This window comes from Streptomyces sp. NPDC050448 (assembly GCF_040655295.1).
Taxonomy (GTDB): Bacteria; Actinomycetota; Actinomycetes; order Streptomycetales; family Streptomycetaceae; genus Streptomyces.
The window spans coordinates 57,559-80,509 of the sequence record NZ_JBFAJR010000002.1; the positions used below are offsets into that span (position 1 = coordinate 57,559).

Here is a 22,951-nt window from a genome sequence, read left to right on the forward strand (position 1 = left end):
TACCCCGGAAACCGTTTCTGATCACCCCGCGGAAGCTGGTAGTGTTCAACCCGTCGCCGCAACGCGAACGACACGCCCCCGTAGCTCAGGGGATAGAGCAACGGCCTCCGGAGCCGTGTGCGCAGGTTCGAATCCTGCCGGGGGCACTCCGGATTAAGGCGCCGACCAGCAGAAATGCCGGTTGGCGCCTTTCTTGTACACGGTAAAAACGCACACGGCCCACGCTGCCGCGACTTCCACCCGGACCACTGCCTTGACCTGGCTCTTTGCAGCGCCAGGCACACGAGATCCGATATGCCCGATCCCGCAATACTGGCGCACGCGGGACATACGCGGGACGGAGTCGCTATGCGAAGCGCTTTCCGCAGTGACTGACAGACCCTAAACGCGGGCATATCGGGCAAACCTCAGGTGATGGCACACGGAGCCGCAGGCCGTTGCACTTACTGGGGGCGGAACCCGAGCGCACCGTGAGGCGGTAGCGGTCCCGTCCCCCACTTCTGATGGTTCTCCTGCGGGGGCAGCGGCAGCCTTCCTTGGCGGGTACCGCGCCTTGGCAAGAAGGGCGAGGATGCCTCGAAGTCTGACGTTTGACCAGACCGGGCGGCATCCTCACCTCCTGCACGGTCACATCCCGGCCGGGAGCAGGAATGGGCTGGGCGCGCCCGCCCAGGACACGTACAGCCGTCCCTGGACACCAGCGCCTGAGCCGCGTCCGTGACGCCCGTACCCCCGTACCGCGCATGAACCCGCGTGACGGGTGGGCCCGCCCACGGAGCGCGGACCGCCGCCGGTCGCCGCAGAGCGCCCACGCGGCGGGAGCGGGGCCGGTAGCGTACTCCGGGAGCCGACAGGTGGCCCCGGAACGGAACAGGCAGTCCGCCATGCGCATGCACTACGAGCCCGATGACGACGATTTCGAGGCAGCCCGTGACGTGCTCGTCGGGCGGCTGGAGCGGTGGGCCGGACAGGTCCAGGGCTCGGCCGCAGTGGACGCCTTCGCCGTGGCCGCCGCGCTCGATTACCGGCACGGTGCCACCGTCGACGGGCGGCTGGGCCTGTGGGAGCCGCGGCATGTCGAGGCGTTCCTGCTCGACTGGGCGCCGCGTTCGGTGACGGTCCTGCCCGGCGAGGAGTTGCCCGAGGCGCCGGAGGCGCTGCGGCTGCTGCTGCGCTACCTGGACGCCACCGGGCTGGCGGACCCGCGCGGGACAGCCCTGGAGACCTTGCTGGGCGCCGTCGACGACGCGGCGGCCGGCTATCCGCGGGCGATGGCCGACCGGACCCGCTGGGGGCTCGCGAAGTTCTGGACCACTCTCGCGGCCGAACAAGGCGTCGACCTGGGCAGCCCGTCGGCACTGGCCCGGTTCAGCGAACGCGCCCGGCGTGGCGAGGTCCCGTACGACGAGGACGTACTGCAGGCCATCGCCGCACGGCACATGACCGAGGGACCGCCCGGCGCCCTGCGCGCCGAGCCGCAGTTGCCCGTCATTCTCCCGTCGCCGGAGACGCTGAGGGCCGAGGCGGGGCGGGTGACACTGCTCGGAATGCTCCAGGGGCTCGCCGAGTGGGCGGGCAGGGAAGGCCGGCCGGTCACCGCGACCGGCCGGCTGAAGACCTCGGACGCGCGCGAGCTCGCCGAGCGGCTCGGCACCGGGGACAGCCCACCCGCCGCCGTGCGCTCCGTCGACGACCTGCCACGCCTGAGCCTGGTCTTCGAACTGGCCAAGGCGGCCCGCCTGGTACGCGTCGCCAAGGGCCGCCTGTACGCGGTCGGGAAGGCCGCCGGGGACCTGAAGGACCCGCTCGCCCTGTGGCGGCGCGCGTTCAGCGCCGTGTTCGGCATGCGGCGGCCGCTGCTCGGGGCGAAGAGCGGCTGGCATGCCGAGTCGATGCTCTTCGACGCGTACGAGGACGTCCTCCCCGACGTCCTCAACACCCTCTACAGCCTGCCCCACCCCATGCCCTGGCCCCGGCTGCGCGACTCCGTCGACCACGCCTACCGGGTCCGGTTCCAGCTCGACGGCGCCGCGCACCGGATGTGGTTCGACGACGCGCACCGCGACCTGCGCGTGGTGCTGGACCTGCTGGAGGAACTCGGCGCCGTCGAAAGGCCGGTGGGCCTGGCGGACCCCGTCTACCGGTCGCTCCCGCTCCCCACGGGTACCGTGGCCCCGGCGCCTGGCAGGCCCGCCGGGATCGCCGAACTCAGGGCGGGCCAGGCCCCTGTCCCCGTACCGGACACCGACGAACCGTCCGACGGCCCCGTGGAGCTGATCCGCTTGACCGCCCTGGGTGCCTGGGCGGTACGCGCCCGCCTGCTCGACGCGGGCCGCGACGCGCCTCTCGTCGGGGAACTCGCCCACGCGCCCGCCGCCGGCCTCCTGGGTATCCTCGCCGAGCACTACGACACCGAATCGGCCCGCCTCGAACTGGACCGGTGGGTCCAGTGCCACGGCGGCCCCGAGCACGCCTTCCCCCTCCTCCTGGACGCTATCCGCACCATGCCCTACCGCACCCGCGGACAGGCCATGCTCGAAACGCTTACCGCCGCGCTGCCCGAGGGTGAGGGCAACCGGTTCACCCTGCCCCTCCGCTACGACCCGCAGCTGGCGCCGTTCGCCATCGGTGTGCTCGTCAGCCGGGGCCTGCTCGCCCCCGAGGACCTCACCGAGGTCGAGAGTCTGGTCATGGTCGCGGAAGGCATGCTCCAGTTCCTGGAGGTCACCGGCCCGGACGGCTTCGGCGACGCCATCCGCGCACAGGGGGCCGACTTCCGCGAGGCCCTCGACGTGGCTCTGACCGCCCCGCACCCCGACCACGCCGCGATCCGGGATCTGCGCGAAGTCGCGGCCCGGCTGCCACGCACACCCGCGGCACGCGCCGGACGGCGACCGGGCACGACAGCCAGGCCCGCGCGCGGAGGAAAGCCGGGGCACGCACGCCGCCGATAGGCCCGCCCAGGTCATCCCGCCCGCCCGGGGTTCCGTGGGTGGCGCCACTCTCGCAGTGCCCCCAGCGGCTCCGGCGGCCCCGTCAGAGCCTCTCCTCCCCGCAGTAGGGTGTCCGGTCGTGAGCGAGTACCAGTACTACGAGTTCCTGGCCATCGACCGGCCGCTGGACGAGCGCGAGTTGGAGCAGGTGCGGGCGCTGTCCACCAGGGCCCACATCACGCACACGAGTTTCACCAACGAATACCACTGGGGCGACTTCCGCGGCGACACGACCCAGCTCGTCGAGCAGCTCTACGATGCCCACCTCTACTACGCGAACTGGGGCAGCCGCCGCCTGGTCCTGCGGCTGCCCGCCGGGCTCCTCGGTGCCGAGGCCGCCGCCCCCTACGCCCTGGAGGAGTCACTGAGTGTGTGGACCCGCTCCGGGCACACCCTCCTCGACTTCTCCCTCTCTTCGGAGGACGGCGCCGAGTGGGACTTCGAGTCCGACTTCTCGCTGTCCGTACTCGTGGGACTGCGCGCCGAACTCTCGGCCGGTGACCTGCGGGCGCTGTACGTCGCCTGGCTCGCCGGACTGAGCGTGTGGGAGCAGGCCGAGGACGACGAGGAGGAGTATGCCGGCGAGGCCGAGCCCCCCGTACCCGCCGGGCTGGCCACCCTCACCGGACCGCAGCGGGCGCTGGCCGGCTTCCTGGACGTGGACCCCGACCTCCTGGCCGTCGCCGCCCAGGCCAGCGCGCCCGCACCCCGGGCCGCCACCGTGGACCGCACGGCCCTGTCCGCATACATCGCGTCGCTGCCGACCGCGGAGAAGGACACCCTGCTGCTGGAGGCCGTACTCGGCATCGCTCCCCGGCCCGGCCCGGAGCTCCTCGGCCGCTACCACGCCACTCGCCGGCCCGGCCCGCACACCACCATCGAACGCCGCACCGCCGCCCAGCTCCTGGATGCCGCCCACCTGCGCCGCACCGAACGTACGCGGCGGCTGACGGAGGAGAAGGCCGCTGCCGTACGGGCGCGGGCCCTGGAGGTCAGCCGGGCGCGGGAGACGCGCCTGGACCAGCTCGCGCAGGGCAGTGAGCGGGCATGGCGGGACGTCGACCAGCTGATCGGGGAGAAGAAGGCCGGCCCGTACGACATCGCGGTCACCCTGCTCACCGACCTGCGCGAGATCCACGCCCGGGCGGGAACCAGCGGCGACTTCGAGGACCGGGTCGGCGCACTGCGCGCAACCCACCGAGGCAAGCCGTCTCTGATGCGCCGCTTCGACGCCGTCGGCCTGCCCAACCCCTGAAGCACCACGACCCCACGGCCCCACTGCCCGCCCGGCGAGCCCTGGTCCGGTCCGCGATCGAGGTCGTGCACGGGGACGCCGGGTCCGTCATGGGCGCCTGGGCACTCGCGGGTGCGGACAATCCCCCCTGTTGCTCGGCGGCGAGCTCGGCCATGTACGCCAGCCGTAGACCGCCGTGGTGACGCGCCCGTCCCCCGACGGTCAGCATGGTTCACGCGACCGGGTGATTCCCACTGCCGTGACCAGTCAGAGTGAATAACCCGAGTTATAATAGCTACAACTATCCAAAGGGAGGGTTCGTGGACAAGCCCGCCGAGATGTTCGACCGCACCTTCGAGTGGGCCGAGCTGACCAGGTTCGCAACCCTGCCGGGACCGCAGGCCATGCTCGGGGTGGTCTCGGGGCGCCGACGCCAGGGCAAGACGTTCCTGCTCGACGCGGTCACCCGCGCCGGCGGGGGCTTCATGTTCACCGCGACCGAGACGACCGAGGCGGACGCGCTGCGCCAGTTCGGCGAGGCCTTGGCCCGCTATCGTGGCCAGGCCACGCCGTTCCGCTTCGCGCACTGGGACGAGGCCGTCACCGAACTCCTGCGGCTCGCCGACCGCGGCCCGACCACCGCGGTCATCGACGAGTTTCCCTTCCTCGCCAAGGCGTCACCTGCCCTCCCCTCGATCATCCAGCGCGCCCTCGACCCGGCCGCCCAGCACACCAACACCCCCGTACGGCTCCTGCTTTGCGGATCGGCCCTGTCGTTCATGGGCAAACTGCTGTCCGGCAACGCCCCGCTGCGCGGTCGCGCCGGACTCGAACTCGTCGTCCCCACACTGGACTTCCGGCTCGCCGCCGAGTTCTGGGAGATCTCCGACCCGCGCACCGCCCTGATGACCAACGCCATCGTGGGCGGAACCCCCGCCTACCGCCGGGAATTCACCCAAGGGGACACACCGCGGGGACCGGACGACTTCGACGACTGGGTCGTCCGCGCCGTCCTCAACCCGGCCCGCCCCCTCTTCCGCGAAGCCCGCTATCTCCTGGCGGAGGAACCCGAACTCCACGACGTCGCGCTCTACCACTCCGTACTCGCGGCGATCGCCGCCGGCAACGCCTCCCGCGGCGGCATCGCCGACTACCTCGGCCGCAAATCCACCGACCTGGCCCACCCGCTCAGCGTCCTCCAGGACGTCGGCATGATCACGCACGAGACCGACGCGTTCCGCCGCAACCGCTCCGCGTACCGCATCGCCGAACCGCTCGTGACCTTCTACCACGCGGTCATGCGTCCCGTCTGGGGCGACCTGGAGCGCCCAGGGCGCGCCGCCGCCGTATGGACACGCGCCCAGTCCACCTTCCGCAGCAAGGTCATCGGCCCCCACTTCGAACAGGTCTGCCGGGAATGGTCCCGCTGGCATGCGGCCCCCAAGACCCACGGAGGCCAGGTCTCCCGCGTCGCCGGCGGCACCGTCAATGACCCCACGGCCAGAACCACCCACGAGGTCGACGCCGCCGTCTACGGGGATACGGGCGACGGCCGCGAAACCCTGCTCGCCATCGGCGAAGCCAAATGGAACGACGTTATGGGGACCGGCCACCTGGAACGCCTCCGGCACATCCGCGACCTCCTCGCCAAAGGCGGCACCTCGACTGACCACACCCGGCTGCAGTGCTTCAGCGGCGCGGGCTTCACCGACGATCTGCACCGCCTCGCCGACAAGGACCCGACCGTCCAACTCATCGACATCGACCGCCTTTACCACGGCACTTAGCTCGCCGGCCCACGCCATCTGGCAGGCCCCGCCGAGTCACATCCGGCCCGCGAGATCGCCGCACCGTTTTCGATCGAGCGGCCCCCCCTCCCCGTCACCCTGAAGGAAGACCGTGATCCGCATCACACGCCATTGAGCCGACCGTCACAATGGACAACAAGAACAGGGCACCCGAACAGGGCGCCACGTCTTCGCGAGCCATTTGCGGGACGGCAGGCCTGACGGCATGTCAGGCATACTGCTGACCTGCACAAACGCGCGGGAATCCAACGGCCTCCGGAGCCGTGTGCGCAGGTTCGAATCCTGCCGGGGCACTTCGCAGGGACCAGCGAGAACATCCGCTGACCAGCGCAAGTGCCAAAGAAGAAGCCCCGAACTCAGTCTCACTGAGTCCGGGGCTTTCTCGTTGTCTCTCACTGTCCACGCGTGAGTGGCGCGTGAGCTAACGGCGGGCGCTCCACTGCTCGTTGGTGGACTCGCTGCCCACACGGCTCTTCGATGCCACCCCCTGGTTCCAAGCCACCCGCTGCCACACCGACAGCCGACCGGCGTTGCGTGGATGAGCTCATGCCCTTCTACCCGGCCGCGGTGAGGGTGGTGGCCAGGGCGCGGGCGCTCGCCGGGACGCCGCGGGCGGGGGCTCCGTATACGGGGTGGGCCTCGTCCAGGGTGGGGAGGAGGCTCGGGGTGCGGTCGGTGGGGGCGCGGTCGAGGAGGGTGGTGCCGGTTTCGGCCTCCTGGGTGGGGGCGTAGCCGGCCGCGCGCAGGGCGGTGAGGGTCTCCTCGGGAGGCGCCGTGGAGATCAGGACGGTGGGGGCGATCCGGCGCAGGCGGAGCTTGGCCAGGCCGCGGGCCTGGGCCACCTCGGCGATCAGGCCGGTGTCGTCCGAGCGGATGCAGCAGGCCGAGCGCACGACCTTGAGCCGGCCGTGGGTGCGGGCGGTGTCCTTGATCGTGTAGGCGAGCGGCTGGGGCAGCGGGGTTCCGCGCTCGCTCGCCCCGGTCAGGCGGTCGAGGAGTTCGCCGGCGCTCCAGCCGGCGTCCAGGGCCCGGCGTACCGAGGTCGCGGTGATGCGCCAGACCACCGCGTGGCCCTCGGACTCGATGTCGCCCACGGCGGAGAGCAGGTCGGCGAGGGCGGGTGCGGGGGCGCCGGTGACGGTGGCGGTCAGGTCGCTCTGGAAGCGGGCCGTCGTGCTGGGCTCGGGCAGGGTGGCGTACAGGGCCTCGCGCAGCGCGGTCACCGCCCGGGCCAGGGCGGGGCGTGCGGTCAGGTCCGAGCCCAGGCCGTCGGTTCCGGTGGCGGCGGGGTCGGCGCCCGCGCCGGGTACGGCGGGGTAGTGGTGGGCGGCGCCCGCCTCCAGCAGACGGCACAGGGCGCGTCCGAGGGGGGTGAGGGCGCCGTGGGCGACCACGCCGAGCAGGGCTGCCTCCCCCAGGGTGGCCGCCAGGCGGTCGAGGAGTTCGTCTCCGCCGGTCAGCGCTCCGGTCGCGTCTGCGGCCAGGAGGGCGCGCAGCTCGGGCCGGAACCAAGCGGCCCGGTCGAGGAGTTCGGCGTATCCCAGCGCGTCCCCAGCCAGACCGTGCCCCTCGGGGAGGGTGGCGAGGGCGCGCAGCACGCCGGTGCGCAGGGTTACGGCGCCCTCGTCCTGCGGGCTGATGAGGGCGACGGGGGGCTCGTCGGCGTCCGGCCAGTGGCTGAGGACTTCGGGCACCACGGCCCAGGCGGCCAGCAGGGGCAGCAGCTTGCCCGCCGCCGGGGCGGCGGCCCAGGCGTCGTAGCGGTCGCTCGGGAGCAGTCGGGCGGAGGGCTTGGGGGCCTTGGAGTTCCGTCGGCGGCCGCGGGCGGTGGGAGCCGGCTCCTCGGCCTGGGGGGCGGCGAGCCCGGCGTTCACGGCGAGGTCGAGCCACAGCCGGGTGTCCGGCTCGCCCGCCCCGGCCGCCCTGGCCAGCCGCCGGGTGTCCCGTACGGCGATCCCGCCCGCTTTGCGGATCGCGACCGGCTGGGCGGCCAGCGCCCGCAGGACCAGTTCGGCGCGCCAGGCGGCGGCCGCGGCGGCTGTGCCTCCCTGCCCCTGCCAGTCAGGAGGCAGTGGCGCGATGGCGGTGAACGGCTCTGCCTCAAGGCGGGGGCCGGGTGCTGCTCCCGCGTCACGGAGCGCGCGGGCGACCTCGTAGGGCAGCTCCACCAGGTCGAGCCCGACGGGGATCAGCAGCCCGCGTGCGGCCAGCCAGTCGGTGCCCTCGTCACCGCTGCCGCCCTCCCGGAACAGGTACTTGGAGTCCGGGCGCACGTACTGCTCCCCGTCCCGGCTGACGAAGCAGCGGGTGCGCAGCTGGGGTGGGCCGGGCACCAGGTGGTCCAGCAGTTCCCGGGCGCGAGCGGGGGCGTCGGCGACGAGCGCCCGTACGTGGTCGGGATCGGCCAGGATCCCGGTGATCAGCTCTTGGGCCCGGTCGCGGGTCCGGGCCGCGCCCTCGCCGAAGAGGGTTGCGGCGATCCGCTTGACCTCGGGGGCGTTGTAGGCCGTGGTCAGCAGCCGGTCCGCGGTGCGGCCGTAGCCGTCGAACCCGGCGGCCCGGACGTGCAGCAGCGGTGGCAGTGCCAGCCGGCCCCGGGGTGCGGGAAGGAGCAGAGCGCGCTCCCGCAGCCGCGCGAGTGTGCGCTCGGCCCGCTGCCGGTCCTCCCCCGGCTCGAACCAGGCCAGTACGTCCTTCTCGGCCACCAGCCGGTCCGCCGGCTCCACCGCCGCCACGGGCCGGTGCTGCTGCCAGGGGTACCGGGGGCCGTCCTCGGCCTCGGCGCCCGGGGCGGGGCCGTGCCGCTCCAGGGCGAGGGCGGCGATGGAGGCCAGGAGCTCCAGCTCCCCGGCCGTGCCCGCCATCACGCCGTGGCCCACCGACTCGTCGGTGAGCAGGTGGTCGGCGAGCTCCCGCAGGGTGGTGATCCGCCGGAACTGTGCGGCGAGCGGCAGATCGCGGACCTCCAGCAGGGCGGTGAGCCGGTCCGTGTCGAGGGTGCCGAGCCATTTCACGAGGGCGGTGCGCGAGTTCACCCGGGCAGCGTAGCGCCGGCCCGTCGCCCCGCGAGGGTGAACCAAGCGCACCGGCTCAAGACATCACGCATCGGAACAGCCGGAGGGCCGTTGTGCGCGTCCGGGCGGGCCTCGGCCCGGAGGGCGGCTCACGCCGAGGGCCCTGTGGGTGCCGGTGCCCTGCGGGCGCCGGTGGGCTCCGGGGGTCGGTGGGCTCCGGGGGTCGGTGGGCTCGGCAACCGGTGCGAGGTCGCCGGAGACTTCTGGGCGTGAGGGGCGCCGCGAGGACTCTTGGGCGGCGCAGCGGGCGTTGAGCAGTGCGTCCAACCGCCTTATCCCAGAAGGAAATTCGCGAAATCCCTTTTTCGGTGAACCAGTTCTTTCATGCGTACATTCGAGTGGTCTTGGGTCCCCATTGCCTGCCATACGGCGGCATCATCCGAGCGGGCTCGTAACGTCGGCGGAAATGATGGGGTTTCGGCCTCCGGCGCGGCCGGGACCGTTGCCCGCATCTCCGCCCCTCCCGATTCCCCGAGATGTGAAACAGTGAAACGAAGGCGATGGTGGGCCGGGGTCGCCGGCGTGGCTGCGGCTTCCGCCGGAGTGGCCGTCTGGGCGATTCAGTTCCATTCGGGAGCCGCCCCGGAATCCGAGAACTCGTCGGCGACCCTGAAGACCCAGGAGGCAAATGCGCTGCTCCAGGGCGCCCTTGTGCAGGAGAACCAGCACGACCCCAAAGGGGCGGCTCGTACCTACCGGCGCGTCGTGGAACTGGACCCCCGCAACAAGCTCGCCTGGTACAACCTGGGGGTCATCGCGCAGCAGGACGGCGAGACGGCCGACGCCCTCGCGTCCTACGACAAGGCCCTGAAGATCGATCCTTCGTTCACGTCGGCTCTCTTCAACGAGGCGATCCTGCTGAAGCCGACCGAGCCCGACCGGGCCGTCGGACTCCTGAAGCGCGCCATCGCCGCCGATCCGCAGGCGGCCACGGCCCATTTGCAACTCGGACACATCCTGGCGGGCAAGGGCCGTACCGACGAGGCCGGCGGCGAGTTCCGTCGTGCCGTTGTCGCCGATCCCTCGCTCCGCTCCCAAGTCCCGGACGAGTTCCGCGACTTCGCAAGCCCTTCACCGACATCAACCCCCGCAGGGAGCACCAGATGACGTCGACCGCGACCCCGAGGTTCTCCGTTTTCACCCCCAGTCACCGGCCTCGTTTCCTCGACGAGTGCCTGGCGACGCTGCAGGCGCAGACCTGCCCGGACTGGGAGTGGATCGTCCTGCTCAACAACGGCGCCCGGTGGCGGCCGGAGCAGCCCGACGAGAGGGTCCGTGTGGAAATCGCGGACGACGTCCGAGGCGTCGGAGCGGCGAAGCGCAGGGCCTGCGAACTGGCCCGCGGCGAGATCCTCGTGGAACTCGACCACGACGACCTGCTGGCGAAGGCGTGCCTGGCCGAGGTCGGCACGGCGTTCGACGAGCACCCCGAGGCCGTCTTCGTCTACAGCAACACCGCGCAGATCACCGAGGACGGGAGCCGGGACGACACGCGGTGGGACGCGGCGTGCGGCTGGCAGTACGAGGAGGTGGACGTCGACGGCCGCAAACTGCAGCAGATCGTCTCCATGGCGCCGACACCGCACAACGTCTCCTACATCTGGTACGCGCCCAACCACGTGCGGGCCTTCCGCAAGGAGAGCTATGAGCAGGCCGGCGGGTACGACGCCGCCCGTACCGTCCTGGACGACCAGGACCTGATGTGCCGCCTCTTCCACATCGGCGACTTCCACCACATCAACCGCTGCCTGTACCTCCAGCGGGTGCACCCCGCGAACACCCAGAGCGACCCGGAGATCAACGCACACATCCAGCGTGAGACGGTCACCCTGTACGACAAGTACGTCGAGGCCAACGCCCTCGCCTGGACCCAGCGACGCGGGCTGCTCGCGCTGGACCTCGGCGCGGCCCACCGCAAGCCGCCCGGCTACCTCGGCGTCGACCAGTACCCGGGGGAGGGCGTCGACATCGTCGCGACCCTGCCCGGGAAGCTGGATCTGCCCGACGGTTCGGTCGGCCTGATGCGGGCGGTGGACTTCCTCGAGCACGTGCCCTCGAAGGTGCCGCTGATCAACGAGCTGTACCGGCTGCTGGCGCCCGGCGGCATGCTCCTCACCATGACCCCCAGCTCAGACGGCCGCGGCGCCTACCAGGACCCGACCCACGTCGCGTACTACAACGAGAACTCGTTCTGGTACTACACGGACGAGCAGTACCGCGCCTTCGTGCCCTCGATCGAAGCCCGGTTCCAGTCGTCGCGGCTGGTCACGTACTTCCCGACCGACTGGCACTCGAAGAACGACATCTCGTACGTGGTCGCCAACCTCATCGCGATGAAGGAAGGCGCCGCGCGGTGCGGCGGGCCGCTGCTGGTCTAGGCAGGTCTAGGCATGCACCACGAACGACGGTGCCCCGGGGCCGAAGCCTCGGGGCACCGTCGTTCGGTGAGGGACCTTACGGCGTCACGTCGACGCACACCACGTAGGCGGTGATGTCCTGCTCGGACGTGGTTTCGGCCTGCCACCCGTTGGGAGGAGTGCCGACGGGGCGGCTGGTGCGAATGGTGCCGGTGGCGACCTGGAATCCGCCGCCGGTGGCACGGTCGCCCGTGTTGCACGTGGCGATCACGCTGCCGTCGTCATCGGTGGCGCTGTTGACGTAGGTGGTGACCACGCCCGTCGCACCCTGGAAGCCCTGAGTGCCCTGGAAACCCTGGGTTCCCTGGTAGCCCTGCGGGCCCTGGGGGCCCGGCCGGCCCGGGTGACCTGGCTTGCCCTGCTTGCCCGGCTTGCCCTGGGGGCCTTGCTGACTGTGGCCCCTCCCGTCGTGGTCGCCACCGCTGACGACGCCGGCCGGGCCGGGCATCGCCACAGCGGTGTCGACGCCGGACCTGTGGATGGCATCGGCGATGGCCGTCGTTGCCGGGACGACGTTGAGCGCCACGGCGAGCACACCGGCCGAAACCAGTGTGGCCGACCTCAGGCGCGTGTTTCGGGTCGTTCGATGACTCAAGAGAATCTTCCTCACGGACTTGGAGGGGTCACGCCGCAAGCGCGCGCACTCCGTGCGCCTCATTTGAATGCGCGGCACCTCGCCTCTGGCTACGAACGAAGCCATTGTTGACGCTCGGTCATCGATTGATCACGTGACGGGGCATGTCTTGGCGAGGATCACCCGAGCGGCCTCATTGCATTGCATTCACGGAGGCGGCATTTCGATCAATCGCCCCGGCGGGAAAGAGACGGCTGCCCGTCCGGTGAATTCCGCTCGGCTGCAGGCAATACGGCGAGCCGCTCCTCAGCGTGTGGGGGGGCTACGGCCGGTGGGTGGTGAACCAGTGTTCCGCGAGGGCCGACACCTCTTGGAGGGCTCCCGGTTCCTCGAAGAGGTGGGTCGCGCCCTCGACGATTTCCAGGCGGTTTTCGCAGCGGAGGCGGCTCTGGGCCTCGCGGTTGAGGGTGAGGACCAGGGAGTCCTCCGAGCCGACCACGAGAAGGGTGGGGGCACGGACCGAGGCGAGGTGAGGGCCTGCCAGGTCCGGGCGGCCGCCGCGGGAGACCACCGCGTAGACGGGTGAATCCGGGGACGCCGCCGCGGCGAGGGCGGCTGCCGCGCCCGTGCTCGCGCCGAAGTAGGCGATCGGGACGGACGTGCGGGTTCCGAGCCAGGCGGTGGCCTCGGCGAGGCGGCCGGCCAGGGTCTCGATGTCGAAGACGTTGGCGCGGTTCGCCTCCTCGGCCGGGGTGAGCAGGTCGAACAGCAGGGTGCCCAGGCCGGCCCGGTTCAGGGTCGTGGCCACCTGGCGGTTGCGGGGGCTGTGGCGGCTGCTGCCCGAGCCGTGCGCGAACACGACCACTGCCTGCGCGGCCGGGGGGAGGGTGAGGTCGCCCGGGAGGTGGAGGCCTGCCGCGGAGACCGCGACTTCCTCCGCCGTGGCGGGTGGTGGCTGCCGGACGGCCTGGGCGAGGAGGGAGACGACCTCCTCGTCCGGGGTCTGGGAGAAGTCCCGGTACCACTGGCCGACCGAGGAGAAGCCCGGCGGTGTGGAGAGGCAGACCACCTCGTCGGCCACCGCGCCCACCCGGGCCACCGCGTCCGGCGGGGCCACCGGGGCCGCCATGACGACCCGGGTCGCGCCCTGCGCCCGTACGACCTGGCAGGCGGCCGCCGCGGTGGCGCCGGTCGCGATGCCGTCGTCCACCACGATGACCGTTCGGCCGCGGAGGTCCTGCTGCGGTCGGCCCGCGCGGTAACGGGCGGCCCGGCGGGTGAGTTCCGACTGCTCCGCCCGCTCGACGGATGCGATGTCCTGCGGGCTGAGCCGGCCGCGCCGGACGATGTCGTCGCTGATCACGCGTACGCCGCCTTCGCCGATGGCGCCGAACGCCAGCTCGGGCTGGTACGGGACCCCGAGCTTGCGGACGACGATGACGTCGAGCGGCGCGCCGAGGGCGTGTGCCACGTGGAAGGCCACCGGGACCCCGCCCCGGGGCAACCCCAGGACGACGGGGCCGTCCGCGGCGTACTTCCGGAGTACCTCGGCAAGCCGTCGTCCCGCTTCGTCGCGGTCTGTGAAGAGCATTCCGGGTCATCCCCAACGTTCTCTGCCGTACTTCGAAACGTACTTCGAAACAACTCCTTCCGGCGCCTGCGTGCAAGTCGGGGTCCGGTGGTCTGTACGAGGGAGGTGGGTCCGGGTCTGTGGGTTTTGGGGGATGGGTAGGGGTGAGAAGCGTGCGTAGGTTGGCCGTGAGGCCGCGTTGCGCTGCTGACCAGGTGCTTTGGGGCGGGCTCTGACGACGAGGATGGGGCAGCGCGATGCGTGAGCTGGTGGAGACGGCGCGGCGGTGGGTGGCCGAGGGGCGGGCCGGGTTCCTGGCCCGGCCGGTGGCCGAGCAGGGGTTCGGGCCGCGGGATCCCTCCGGGGCCCTGCTCGTCGATGCGCGCGGGGAATGTGTCGGGGCCCTGTACCGGGGGGTCTTCGACACCGAGTTGGCGGCGGAGGCCGCAGCCATGGCCGCCGGGACCACCGCGCGGGTCTGCGACGTTTCGGTGGGGGCCGATGAGGCCGTCGGTGCGAAGCTGACCTGCGGTGGGCGGGCCGAGATTCTGCTGCAGCCGCTGACGGCCGTGCCCGCCGAGTGGTGGGACCTGCTCGGGGAGGGCGCGGGCGTGGCCCTCGTGACCCGGCTCGACGAGCAGGCGGAGCACGCCGTGAGCGAGGTGGTACGGGCCGTCGACGTGCCCGCCAACGATGCCGAACGGCGGGCCGGCGAGCTGCTGGCCACGCGCCGGCCGGGGCGGGACGCGCTGTACGGGGAGCACGGGCTGGTGTTCGTGGAGGCGTACCCGTCCGCGCCGTACGTCGTCATCGGCGGGGGCGGGGAGCTCGCCGAGATCATCGAGGCGCAGGCCCTGCTGCTGGGGTGGGGGGCCGGGCTCGTCGGCTCCGTCGCCGAGGCCGAGAAGCTGCTGGCCGCGCGCCGGGACGCAGCCTGCCTGGTGATGCTGAGCCACGATCCGGAGTTCGACGTGCCGACCGTGCGCAGCGCGCTCGCGCTGGGGATTCCGTACGTCGGCACCCTCGGATCCCGCAAGACCACGGCCCGGCGGCGCGAGGGGCTGCTCGCCGCCGGGGTGTCCGAGGCGGACCTGGCACGGGTGCACGGGCCGATCGGGCTGGATCTGGGGGCCCGGACACCCGCGGAGACGGCGCTGGCCATCTGCGCGGAGATCCTGGCCGTGCTCGGGGGCCACGAGGTACGGGCGCTGCGGGATTGCGACGGGCCGCTGCGCTGAGGGCCGCTGCGCCGAGGCGCGCCGCCCGCGACACGGCTGGTCTCAGGTGCCGAGTGCGCGCTTGAGCTGCGTTTTGTTCATGTCGGAGCGGCCTCGGATGTTGCGGCGCCTGGCCTCCGCGTAGAGCTGTTCGTACGTCGGCCCCTGCGCGCCCGAGTGGGAGTGCAGGCCGCCGCGCCGGGCGGAGGACATGTCCTCCAGCGACTGCCTGCTCGCGGTCTCGGACTCGCCGGCCCGGGCCCGTTCCTTGTTGACGGTCCGGGCGGCGATCTCCTTGGCCCGCTCCTCGGACTCACCGCGCTGCTCGGCGCTCTCCTTGATGTGCTCGTACTGGCGTTCTCGTTTGGGTGAAGATCCGCGGGGCATTTTCGGGCTCCTCTCGGGGCGGTCGGCCCTGCGTCTGCCCCGGATTCGGTGCGGCAGTCGCACCGTGCTCAGATCAGAGGATCTCCCTCGCTTTCGGGTGAAACGTTCCACATTGCGGGAAAATAGTACGTATGGACATGACCCTGAGTCTGGACCAGACGCTGACCCACACCGCGTGGTTCCTGGTCGTCGGGATTGCCGTGGTCGGCTTCCTGCTCGGCGCCTTCAAGCTGGGCCAGCGGGTCCGGGCGAAGGAGCCCCCGCCGCCGACCGCCGAGAGCCAGCCCCACCTGCCGAACGGCGGCGCGGTCTACGAGGTCCGCGAGGAGCGCGACTCCGTGGAGATCCCCGAGGGCGGGCTGCGCCCGCACGAGATGCAGGGCTACGGGAACTTCGGCTCCACCACCTCCAGCCATCCCGACGACGTCAGGGAGGAGCGGGAGTCCGGGTACCGGAACCCGCCGCAGTACCCCGGGCCGCAGCAGCCTCCGAAGGGGGAGCCGCCGCGCTACAAGCCGACCGGGAACGCGTGACCCGGCCTGGCCCTCCCCGCCCGCCCCGCCTGTCCTGGCCCGGCCCCGCCCGGCCCCCTCTGGCCTGCTTCACCCCGCGGCGCAGGTCAGAGGTCCGTCCGCAGCCTGAGCACCTCCGGCGGCGGGTGCCGGGCCGACGCGTGCCGGACCTCCGCCGTCAGCGGCGGGTCGAGCGGGTGGAACGGGACCTCGCCGACTCCGATCGCGGTGACCGTGGCCCCGCCCGCCGGGGCCCCGGCGGGCGGGGCGCGCGAGGCCACCGCCGCCGCCACGTCCGCCCGCAGCGCGGCCGTCAGCGGGCTCGACACCATCGGGGTCTCGTCCCCGACGGGCAGCACCAGGACCAGCGCGAGGGGGCGGCGCGGGGTCCCGGTGTAGCCGACCACCGCCGCGTCCCGCACCTCCGTGTGCCGGAGCTTCTGCCAGCCGCGCCGGCCCTCCGGGTACGCCTGGTCCAGCCGCTTGACGACCAGGCCCTCGATCCCGCTGGCGGGCAGGGTCTCGTACCAGGTGGCGGCCAGTTCCGGATCGGTCGTCATCGGGACCGGCTGCAGCGGCGGGCCCAGCGGGAGCAGCAGGTCGACCAGGAGCGCCCTGCGGCGCTCGTACGGCCGCCCGCGCAGGTCCAGCCCGGCCAGTTCCAGCACGTCGAACGCCGCGTACGAGGCCGGCAGGTTCTGGGCGAGTACGGCGGCCCGCGCGGCCGTGGCCGCCGCCCGCCGCTGGACGAGGGCGAAGTCCGTACGGCCGCCGTGCCAGACCACCACCTCGCCGTCGAGGACGGTCTCGGCGGGCAACTGCCGGGCCGCGGCCGCCAGATCGGGGAACGCGCCGGTCACGATGCGGCCGGAGCGGGCCTGCAGCACGACGTCCTCGGCCGTGCGCACCATCACGAGGCGGTGGCCGTCGAACTTCGGCTCGTACGCCAGTCCCGCCGCGCGCGGGAGGGTGCGGACGGGGGCGGCGAGGGCGACGCGGATCACGGCGGGGCCTTCCTCGGCAGCCGGTGGGCCTGGTCGAGGTCGGTCAGCGGGCCGAAGAGGTCCCCGTCGCGGGCAAGCCGGGGCGGGATGTCGTCGGCGAGGAAGACCAGGTCGGAGGGGGTGCGGCAGGCGGCGACCTCCTCCCACGAGACGGGGGCGGAGACCGTCGGCCGGGCTCGCGCCCGCAGCGTGTAGGGGGCGGCGGTGGTCTTGGCGGCGGCGTTCTGACTGTGGTCGACGAAGACCTTGCCGGGGCGCAGGGCCTTGGCCATGCGGTGCAGGACGAGGTCGGGGAGCTCGCGCTCGGCCTCCTGGGCGAGGCCCTTCGCGTACGCGGACACGCGGTCGGACGGGGTCGGCTCCAGGGGCACGGCCAGGTGCATGCCCTTGGAGCCGGAGGTCTTGGCGTACGCGTACAGGCCGTCGGCGGCGAGGCGCTCGCGCAGCCACAGCGCGACGGCGCAGCATTCGACGACGGTGGCGGGCGGGCCGGGGTCGAGGTCGAGGATCAGCCGGTCGGCGGCGGCCGGGCTGCCGGCCGGCCACTGGGGGGTGTGGAACTCGACGACGAGGTTGGCGGCCCACATGAGGGAGGGCAGGTCCGCGACGACCACCTGTTCGGCGGAGAGGTCCTCGGAGCGGGGCACCGGGGTGGTCTTCACCCAGGCGGGTGTGCCGGGCGGCGGATTCTTCGTGAAGAAGCGCTGGCCGTCCGGGCCGTCGGGATAGCGCAGGAACGACACCGGCCGGTTGTGGATGTGGGCCAGCAGCGAACCCGCGACGGTGGCGTAGTAGTGCAGCACCTCGCCCTTGGTGAAGCCGGTGTCGGGGTACAGGACCTTGTCGAGATGGCTGAGCGGGATGCGACGCCCCTCCACCATGGTGATCGGCGTCATACGATGAGACTGCCATGAAACGGGAGGAACCGTGCGATCCATCTGGAACGGGGCAATCTCCTTCGGCTTGGTCAGCATTCCGATCAAGCTCGTGAACGCCACCGAGAGCCACTCGATCTCTTTTCGCCAGATCCACCTGAGCGACGGCGGCCGGATCCGCTACCGCAAGGTGTGCGAGCTGGACGGCGAGGAGGTGCCGGGCGCCGAGATCGCCAAGGGGTACGAGGAGGCGGACGGGTCGGTCATCCCGATCACGGACGAGGACCTGGCGCAGCTGCCGATCGCCACGGCGAAGACGATCGAGATCGTGTCCTTCGTACCGGCGGATGAGATCGACCCGCTGCAGATGGACACGGCGTACTACCTCGCGGCGAACGGGGCGACGGCGGCGAAGCCGTACACGCTGCTGCGGGAGGCGCTGAAGCGGAGCCGGCGGGTAGCCATCGCCAAGTACGCGCTGCGGGGGCGGGAGCGGCTGGGCATGCTGCGGGTCGTCGACGACGTGATCGCGATGCACGGGCTGCTGTGGCCGGACGAGATCCGGGTGCCGGAGGGGGTGGCTCCGGAGGGGAAGGTATCGGTACGGGAGGCCGAGCTGGACCTGGCGGACGCGCTGATGGCGACGTTGGGGGAGGTGGAGATGGCCTCGCTGACGGACGAGTACCGGGAGGCCGTGGAGGCGATGATCGCGGCGAAGTCGGAGGGGGCGTTCGAGCCTCCGGCGGAGGTGGGGGTGGAGCCGGCCGGCGGGAAGGTGATCGACCTGATGGCGGCGCTGGAGAAGAGCGTGCGGGCGGCGAAGGCTTCTCGGGGGGAGGCGGGGGCGGGGGCGGCCGGGGCCGCCGAGGCGGAGGCGGAAGTGACGCCGATTCGGCGGGGCGGTGGAGGGCGGAAGACCGGGTCGGCCGCGGCCGCACCGAAGGCGGTGGGCGGGAAGAAGTCGACTGCGGCGAAGAAGACGGCGTCGGGCACGAAGAAGACGACGTCCGCGTCGGCGTCGGGCAAGTCGGCTGCGGCCAAGTCCACTTCGAAGACGGCGTCGGCGAAGAAGACGACCGGGACGGGGGCTTCGACGAAGAAGGCGGCTCCGCGGAAGCGGACTTCGGCCTGAGGGCTGGGGGGGTGGAGGGTGGAGCCTGCGGCGCCGCTCCCCGCCCCGGCCCCCGGGCCGCAAGCACCGGGCGGGCTGGAAGGCGCAAGGGCTGCGGCTCAGGCCCCGGCGCGGCGGGGCGGTCGCGTCGTTTGCGGGGGGCTGCCGGCCAAGGCTCGGGGCGCGCGGCCTGTTCGCCGTTCCCGGGGATCCGCCCCGGCCCCGGGCCGCAAGCGCCGGGTGGGGTAGGGGGAGCCGGGGCGGCGCAGCCGATGCGGGTCGGGGTCTACGTGCCGTTTGCGGTCTTCCTCGGCGCGGACGCGCGCGGTCTGGCTCGAGGGGGCCGTGGGGGGAGCCAGGTGCGGGTGTTGCGGGCCTGGGTGAAGAGGGCTTCGATGTCCGGGGGTTTGAGGGTGGTGGGGACCGAGGCGAGCTGCGTCGGGGTCGTCGCCGGTTCCAGGACGCGGATGTCGCGGACCGTCGGGGCCACCTCGATGCGCGAGGCGTCGACCAGGGCCAGGGCCGGGAGCACCGGGGCCGCCAGGGCCCGGGTGGCCGCCGCGGCGGCACGGCGGATCCAGCGCGGGTCCGGGCGCGGCTCGGCGCGGCCCACCGTGAGCAGCAGGTCGCCGACGGCCGCGCGCTGCCGGCGTCCCGGGAGCGTACGGACGCAGAAGATCCCCGCCGGGCCGATGAGCAGGTGGTCGATGCGGCCCAGACCCGGGAGCGGGACGCAGTGCAGGACCCGCCAGTCGTCCGGCTCGAGGGAGTCGAGGAGGTCGCCCATGCGCTGCTGGGCGGTCAGGTCCTGGCGGAGGCGGTGCCGGGCCCGGGTGCCGGCCGAGCCGTGTTCCAGTTCGCCGAGCAGGGCTTCGCCGGGGCGGTTCGGGGCCAGGTCCTCGTCCGGTGGGAGGGTGAGTCTGCGCAGGTCCGCGGGCGTGGGCACCGGCGGCGGGCCGACCGTGTACGTGCCGGTCAGGTACGGGCGCAACGCCGCCAGGACCGCCTCGCGGTGCCGGTCGGCGAGCACGCTGATCCGGTTGGTCTGCCGGTCGTACCAGGCCACCGCCCGGCCGTCGGGCAGGTTGACGTAGAGCCGGCCGCGGCCGGGGCGGCCGCTCGGCAGCACCTTGAGTCCCCGCATGGACCTCACCCCCCGCCGTACATGGGAGCAGCCCGGGCGCCTTGCGGCAATCCCCCGGTGGAGTTCTCGGTCATGTAACGGCTTCTATGGAACTCTGCCGGGTTCCTGTTACAAGGGCATCGCACTACTGCAACGGCGGGCTCCTAGGTTTGTCGCACCTGGACCGGACCGAAGGATTTCCCGTGAGCACCGTCAGCCGCCGCACTCTCGTGCGAGCCGCCGCAGTGACCGTCTGCGCCGGATCCCTCCTTGCGCTGCCCGCCGCGGCCGCCCTCGCCGAAGGGGTGCCCGCCGCATCGGCCGCGCACTCCGCGGGCTCGGTCCGGACCCTGGTCAAGCGCCTCGCCCTCGCGGACGGCGTGTCCGAGGCGAACGTCTACCGCCTCGCCAAGGGCGGCTACCAGGCCGACATCCTGGCCGCGGACGGCACCAAGGCGGCCACCCTGACCAGCCGTGACGGCGCCGCCGGCTTCGGCGGCTCCGGCCCGCTGCACGCGGCGCTCCAGCCCGACGGCCGGCTCTCCTCCTGGACCGGCACCTCGGGCGACACCGGCGGCCACGCCGGTACGCCGGTCGGCGACGGGTACAAGACCGGGACCCGGGACGGCCGCGTCGTCCGGGCCTCGGCTCCGCACGCCCGCACGATCGCCGCCGGGACCCTGGACGCGCTGGCCGAGGGGCCGGGCGACGGGGTGCTGCTGCTCGCCGCGGGCGGCGGCATCGCGGCCGTGGGCGCCGCCGGGCTCGGCTTCGCCATGCTGCGCCGCGGGCGTACCGGGGGCTGATCCGCCAAGACCCCTTGGAAAAACGGGCATATCTCCGCATAAGGTTGGGGTGCGCCACCAGGCGTCGCGCCCGTGGAGTGGAGAGGAGACCCGGTCGACTGTGCGTGCGTTTCCCTTCCCGGCCGCCGCCTTCCGCGCCCGCGCCGCCCTGCCCGCGCTGCCGGCCCTGCCCGCCCTGCCCGCCCTGCCGCTGTTGCTCCTGCTCGTGACCCTGCTCGCGGGCTGCGGCGACACCGGCGGCCCGGTGGGCGCCGGTGCGACCCCCACCGCGAGCGGCCCCGTACACCTGTGGCCGGACCGCAAGGGGGCTTCCGTACCCCCCGCCGAACCGGGCGGCGCACCGCCGGAGTACGTGCAGGGGCTGCCGCCCGTCCGGGACCAGAACGTGCACGGGGTCGACCCGGTGGCCCTCGTCCAGGCGGAGCTGCGCGCCCGCCCGAACACGACGGTCGGCCCCGACGGGATGCCCCCGGAGACCGTCGCCGCGATCAAGGCGTGCGGGCAGGAGGAGCAGCGGCCGGGGAAGTGCCCGGTGCTGGCGCCGTACTACCGGGACCTGACGGGCAACGGCCTGGACGAGCTCGTCGTCGGCATCGAGATGCCGGACCGGATGATGTCCGTACGGGCGTACACGGCGGACCCGGACGGGCGCCTCAACCGGATCATGGCGACGACGCAGACCGTGGTCGGCGTCGAGCTGGCGGGGCAGGACGTGATCCTGCGGGTGCCGAGCGGCAATCCGGGCTACGAGCTGATCACCGCGTGGTCCTGGGACGAGAAGCAGCGGACGATGCTGCCGGCGCGCGAGCAGATCGTACGGCTGCCGGGGACGGGTCAGACGCCGGTGCCGGCCTCGCCGCAGCCGCTGAGGCCCTCCGCGGAGGGGACGCCGTGAAGGGGCGGCTGCCCGCGTGGACGGCCACGCTGACGTGGAAGTCGGGGTGCTTCATCGTCGTGATGTGCTGTTCGCTGGCGGCCGTGCTGGGTGCGCTGGTGCACGTGGAGGTGACCCGGCAGACCGTCGCGACGGCGCGGGGGAAGGCCCTCGACAAACTGCGCGACGTCGCACGGGAGTACGAGGACGGCGAGGCCCTCCCGCCCGACTCGGGGCTCGACCCGGCGGGGCTGCCGCCGGCGCTGCGGGCGCTGGCGATGTCGGGGCACCGCGGGACGATGGTGGCCGAGTACGAGGGCCGGCCGACGATGTGGGCGGCGGCCCCGGCGGACGGGAAGGCCCTGGCCACGGCCATCGACTACGCGCAGAGCGCGCGGACGATCAGCGGCCTCGACCACGCGATCATCGGGTCGTCCGTGCTGGCGATCGGCGGAACGCTGCTGGTGGGAGCCTTCGCGGTGACCCGGGTGACACGGCGGCTGCACCAGACGGCGACCGTGGCCCGGCGGATCACGCAGGGTGATCTGGACGCGCGCGTGGACGACCCCCGGACGAAGGACCCCGCGCGGCACCAGGACGAGGTGGCGACCGTGGCGGGGGCGCTCGACACGATGGCCGGGACCTTGCAGGCGAAGCTGCTGAGCGAGCAGCGGTTCACGGCGGACGTCGCGCACGAGCTGCGCACGCCGCTGACGGGGTTGCAGGCGGCGTCGGAGCTGCTGCCGGAGGGGCGGGCGACGCAGCTGGTGCAGGAGCGGGTACGGACGATGCGGGGGCTGACGGAGGACCTGCTGGAGATCTCGCGGCTGGACTCGGGGCGCGAGGTGGTGGAGACGGATCTGCACCAGCTGGGGCGGCTCGTGCGGCGGGTGGTGCGGGCGTCCGGGTCGCAGACGGAGGTGGTGATCGTCCGGGACGCGCACGTGGAGACGGACCGGCGCAGGCTCGAGCGGGTGCTGGGGAACCTGGTGGCCAACGCGCACAAGCACGGGCGGCCGCCGGTGGTCCTCACGGTGGACGGGCCGGTGGTGACGGTACGCGACCACGGTGACGGTTTTCCGGAGTACCTGATGGCGCACGGCCCGCAGCGGTTCCGGACCGGGGGCGTGGGGTCGGACAAGGGGCACGGGCTCGGGCTGACGATCGCGGTGGGGCAGGCGGAGGTCATCGGCGCGCGGCTGGTGTTCCGGGGCGCGGAGGGCGGCGGGGCGCTGGCCGTCCTGACCCTCCCGGAGCCCCCGCCGATGCCGTAGCCCCCGGGCCCGGATCGGCACCCGGACCCGGATCGGGACCCGGGCCCGAAGCCGCCCCGACGCCGACGCCGAACCCGCCCCCGCTGCCGCCCGGGTCC

The 22,951-nt window shown here is 72.8% G+C and carries 18 protein-coding genes and 2 tRNA genes; 13 read left to right on the forward strand and 7 right to left on the reverse strand.

Translation table 11 applies throughout. From position 1 onward, the window contains the following. Window positions 1-74 precede the first annotated feature (74 nt). From AB0I68_RS03025 to AB0I68_RS03045, 5 genes are all read left to right on the forward strand, one after another. Window positions 75-146 (forward strand) — tRNA-Arg (locus AB0I68_RS03025). Window positions 147-884: 738 nt separating this feature from the next. Continuing rightward, window positions 885-2,954, forward strand: a complete 2,070-nt coding sequence (locus AB0I68_RS03030; RefSeq protein WP_363175421.1) for a hypothetical protein — start codon at window positions 885-887, stop codon at window positions 2,952-2,954. 118 nt (window positions 2,955-3,072) lie between these two features. Beyond that, the gene (locus AB0I68_RS03035; RefSeq protein ID WP_363175422.1) at window positions 3,073-4,248 is read left to right on the forward strand and encodes a hypothetical protein; all 1,176 of its coding nucleotides are present in this window, start codon (window positions 3,073-3,075) and stop codon (window positions 4,246-4,248) included. Window positions 4,249-4,547: 299 nt separating this feature from the next. Beyond that, window positions 4,548-6,014: an ATP-binding protein gene (locus tag AB0I68_RS03040; protein WP_363175423.1), complete on the forward strand. Its 1,467-nt coding sequence runs from the start codon at window positions 4,548-4,550 to the stop codon at window positions 6,012-6,014. A 242-nt stretch (window positions 6,015-6,256) separates the two neighbouring features. Beyond that, a tRNA-Ser gene (locus AB0I68_RS03045) sits at window positions 6,257-6,329 on the forward strand. Window positions 6,330-6,589: 260 nt separating this feature from the next. Here AB0I68_RS03045 and AB0I68_RS03050 read toward each other — a convergent pair. Continuing rightward, window positions 6,590-9,070, reverse strand: a complete 2,481-nt coding sequence (locus AB0I68_RS03050) for a helicase-associated domain-containing protein (RefSeq protein ID WP_363175424.1) — start codon at window positions 9,068-9,070, stop codon at window positions 6,590-6,592. A gap of 561 nt (window positions 9,071-9,631) precedes the next feature. Between AB0I68_RS03050 and AB0I68_RS03055 the strand changes: the two genes are divergently transcribed. After that, the gene (locus AB0I68_RS03055) at window positions 9,632-10,216 is read left to right on the forward strand and encodes a tetratricopeptide repeat protein (RefSeq protein WP_363175425.1); all 585 of its coding nucleotides are present in this window, start codon (window positions 9,632-9,634) and stop codon (window positions 10,214-10,216) included. Continuing rightward, window positions 10,213-11,487, forward strand: a complete 1,275-nt coding sequence (locus AB0I68_RS03060) for a glycosyltransferase (protein ID WP_363175426.1) — start codon at window positions 10,213-10,215, stop codon at window positions 11,485-11,487. Before AB0I68_RS03055 ends, AB0I68_RS03060 begins: the two co-directional genes overlap by 4 nt. 76 nt (window positions 11,488-11,563) lie before the next feature. On the opposite strand, the gene AB0I68_RS03065 is transcribed toward AB0I68_RS03060, so the two are convergent. Next, entirely contained in the window at window positions 11,564-12,061 is a 498-nt protein-coding gene (locus AB0I68_RS03065) for a hypothetical protein (protein ID WP_363175427.1), read from the reverse strand. A 361-nt stretch (window positions 12,062-12,422) separates the two neighbouring features. After that, window positions 12,423-13,691 carry an alpha/beta family hydrolase gene (locus AB0I68_RS03070; protein WP_363175428.1) on the reverse strand — a complete coding sequence of 423 codons (1,269 nt, stop codon included), beginning with the start codon at window positions 13,689-13,691 and terminating at the stop codon, window positions 12,423-12,425. 236 nt (window positions 13,692-13,927) lie between these two features. Here AB0I68_RS03070 and AB0I68_RS03075 point away from each other — a divergent pair, with 236 nt between their 5' ends. Beyond that, the gene (locus AB0I68_RS03075) at window positions 13,928-14,908 is read left to right on the forward strand and encodes an XdhC family protein (RefSeq protein WP_363175429.1); all 981 of its coding nucleotides are present in this window, start codon (window positions 13,928-13,930) and stop codon (window positions 14,906-14,908) included. Between the two features lie 42 nt (window positions 14,909-14,950). On the opposite strand, the gene AB0I68_RS03080 is transcribed toward AB0I68_RS03075, so the two are convergent. Then, entirely contained in the window at window positions 14,951-15,274 is a 324-nt protein-coding gene (locus tag AB0I68_RS03080) for a plasmid stabilization protein (protein WP_363175430.1), read from the reverse strand. A 131-nt stretch (window positions 15,275-15,405) separates the two neighbouring features. On the opposite strand from AB0I68_RS03080, the gene AB0I68_RS03085 reads away from it, so the two are divergent. Next, window positions 15,406-15,807 (forward strand): DUF6479 family protein, encoded by a 402-nt coding sequence (locus AB0I68_RS03085; protein ID WP_363175431.1) that lies wholly within the window; start codon window positions 15,406-15,408, stop codon window positions 15,805-15,807. 86 nt (window positions 15,808-15,893) lie between these two features. Here the strand turns inward: AB0I68_RS03085 and AB0I68_RS03090 are convergent, their stop codons facing one another. Beyond that, entirely contained in the window at window positions 15,894-16,787 is an 894-nt protein-coding gene (locus AB0I68_RS03090; protein ID WP_363175734.1) for an ATP-dependent DNA ligase, read from the reverse strand. Then, a complete protein-coding gene (ligD, locus tag AB0I68_RS03095) occupies window positions 16,787-17,686 on the reverse strand; it encodes a non-homologous end-joining DNA ligase (RefSeq protein ID WP_363175432.1) in 900 nt (299 codons plus the stop codon). Before ligD ends, AB0I68_RS03090 begins: the two co-directional genes overlap by 1 nt. A gap of 31 nt (window positions 17,687-17,717) precedes the next feature. Between ligD and AB0I68_RS03100 the strand changes: the two genes are divergently transcribed. Beyond that, window positions 17,718-18,797: a Ku protein gene (locus AB0I68_RS03100; RefSeq protein WP_363175433.1), complete on the forward strand. Its 1,080-nt coding sequence runs from the start codon at window positions 17,718-17,720 to the stop codon at window positions 18,795-18,797. A 265-nt stretch (window positions 18,798-19,062) separates the two neighbouring features. Here AB0I68_RS03100 and AB0I68_RS03105 read toward each other — a convergent pair whose 3' ends face one another. Next, window positions 19,063-19,920 carry a nuclease-related domain-containing protein gene (locus AB0I68_RS03105; RefSeq protein ID WP_363175434.1) on the reverse strand — a complete coding sequence of 286 codons (858 nt, stop codon included), beginning with the start codon at window positions 19,918-19,920 and terminating at the stop codon, window positions 19,063-19,065. 182 nt (window positions 19,921-20,102) lie between these two features. On the opposite strand from AB0I68_RS03105, the gene AB0I68_RS03110 reads away from it, so the two are divergent. The 3 genes from AB0I68_RS03110 (at window position 20,103) to AB0I68_RS03120 (ending at window position 22,853) form a co-directional block, all read left to right on the forward strand. Further along, a complete protein-coding gene (locus tag AB0I68_RS03110; protein WP_363175435.1) occupies window positions 20,103-20,705 on the forward strand; it encodes a hypothetical protein in 603 nt (200 codons plus the stop codon). A gap of 100 nt (window positions 20,706-20,805) precedes the next feature. Next, the gene (locus AB0I68_RS03115; protein WP_363175436.1) at window positions 20,806-21,600 is read left to right on the forward strand and encodes a hypothetical protein; all 795 of its coding nucleotides are present in this window, start codon (window positions 20,806-20,808) and stop codon (window positions 21,598-21,600) included. Continuing rightward, entirely contained in the window at window positions 21,597-22,853 is a 1,257-nt protein-coding gene (locus AB0I68_RS03120) for a HAMP domain-containing sensor histidine kinase (protein WP_363175437.1), read from the forward strand. Before AB0I68_RS03115 ends, AB0I68_RS03120 begins: the two co-directional genes overlap by 4 nt. Window positions 22,854-22,951 lie beyond the last annotated feature (98 nt).

What these genes read in the sequence shown, in the direction of transcription:
- AB0I68_RS03085 (WP_363175431.1), top strand. Translation starts at nt 15,406, where the DNA reads ATGGACATGACCCTGAGTCTGGACCAGACGCTGACCCACACCGCGTGG.
- ligD (WP_363175432.1), bottom strand. Translation starts at nt 17,686, where the DNA reads ATGACGCCGATCACCATGGTGGAGGGGCGTCGCATCCCGCTCAGCCAT.
- AB0I68_RS03075 (WP_363175429.1), top strand. Translation starts at nt 13,928, where the DNA reads ATGCGTGAGCTGGTGGAGACGGCGCGGCGGTGGGTGGCCGAGGGGCGG.
- AB0I68_RS03070 (WP_363175428.1), bottom strand. Translation starts at nt 13,691, where the DNA reads ATGCTCTTCACAGACCGCGACGAAGCGGGACGACGGCTTGCCGAGGTA.
- AB0I68_RS03080 (WP_363175430.1), bottom strand. Translation starts at nt 15,274, where the DNA reads ATGCCCCGCGGATCTTCACCCAAACGAGAACGCCAGTACGAGCACATC.
- AB0I68_RS03060 (WP_363175426.1), top strand. Translation starts at nt 10,213, where the DNA reads ATGACGTCGACCGCGACCCCGAGGTTCTCCGTTTTCACCCCCAGTCAC.
- AB0I68_RS03105 (WP_363175434.1), bottom strand. Translation starts at nt 19,920, where the DNA reads ATGCGGGGACTCAAGGTGCTGCCGAGCGGCCGCCCCGGCCGCGGCCGG.
- AB0I68_RS03030 (WP_363175421.1), top strand. Translation starts at nt 885, where the DNA reads ATGCGCATGCACTACGAGCCCGATGACGACGATTTCGAGGCAGCCCGT.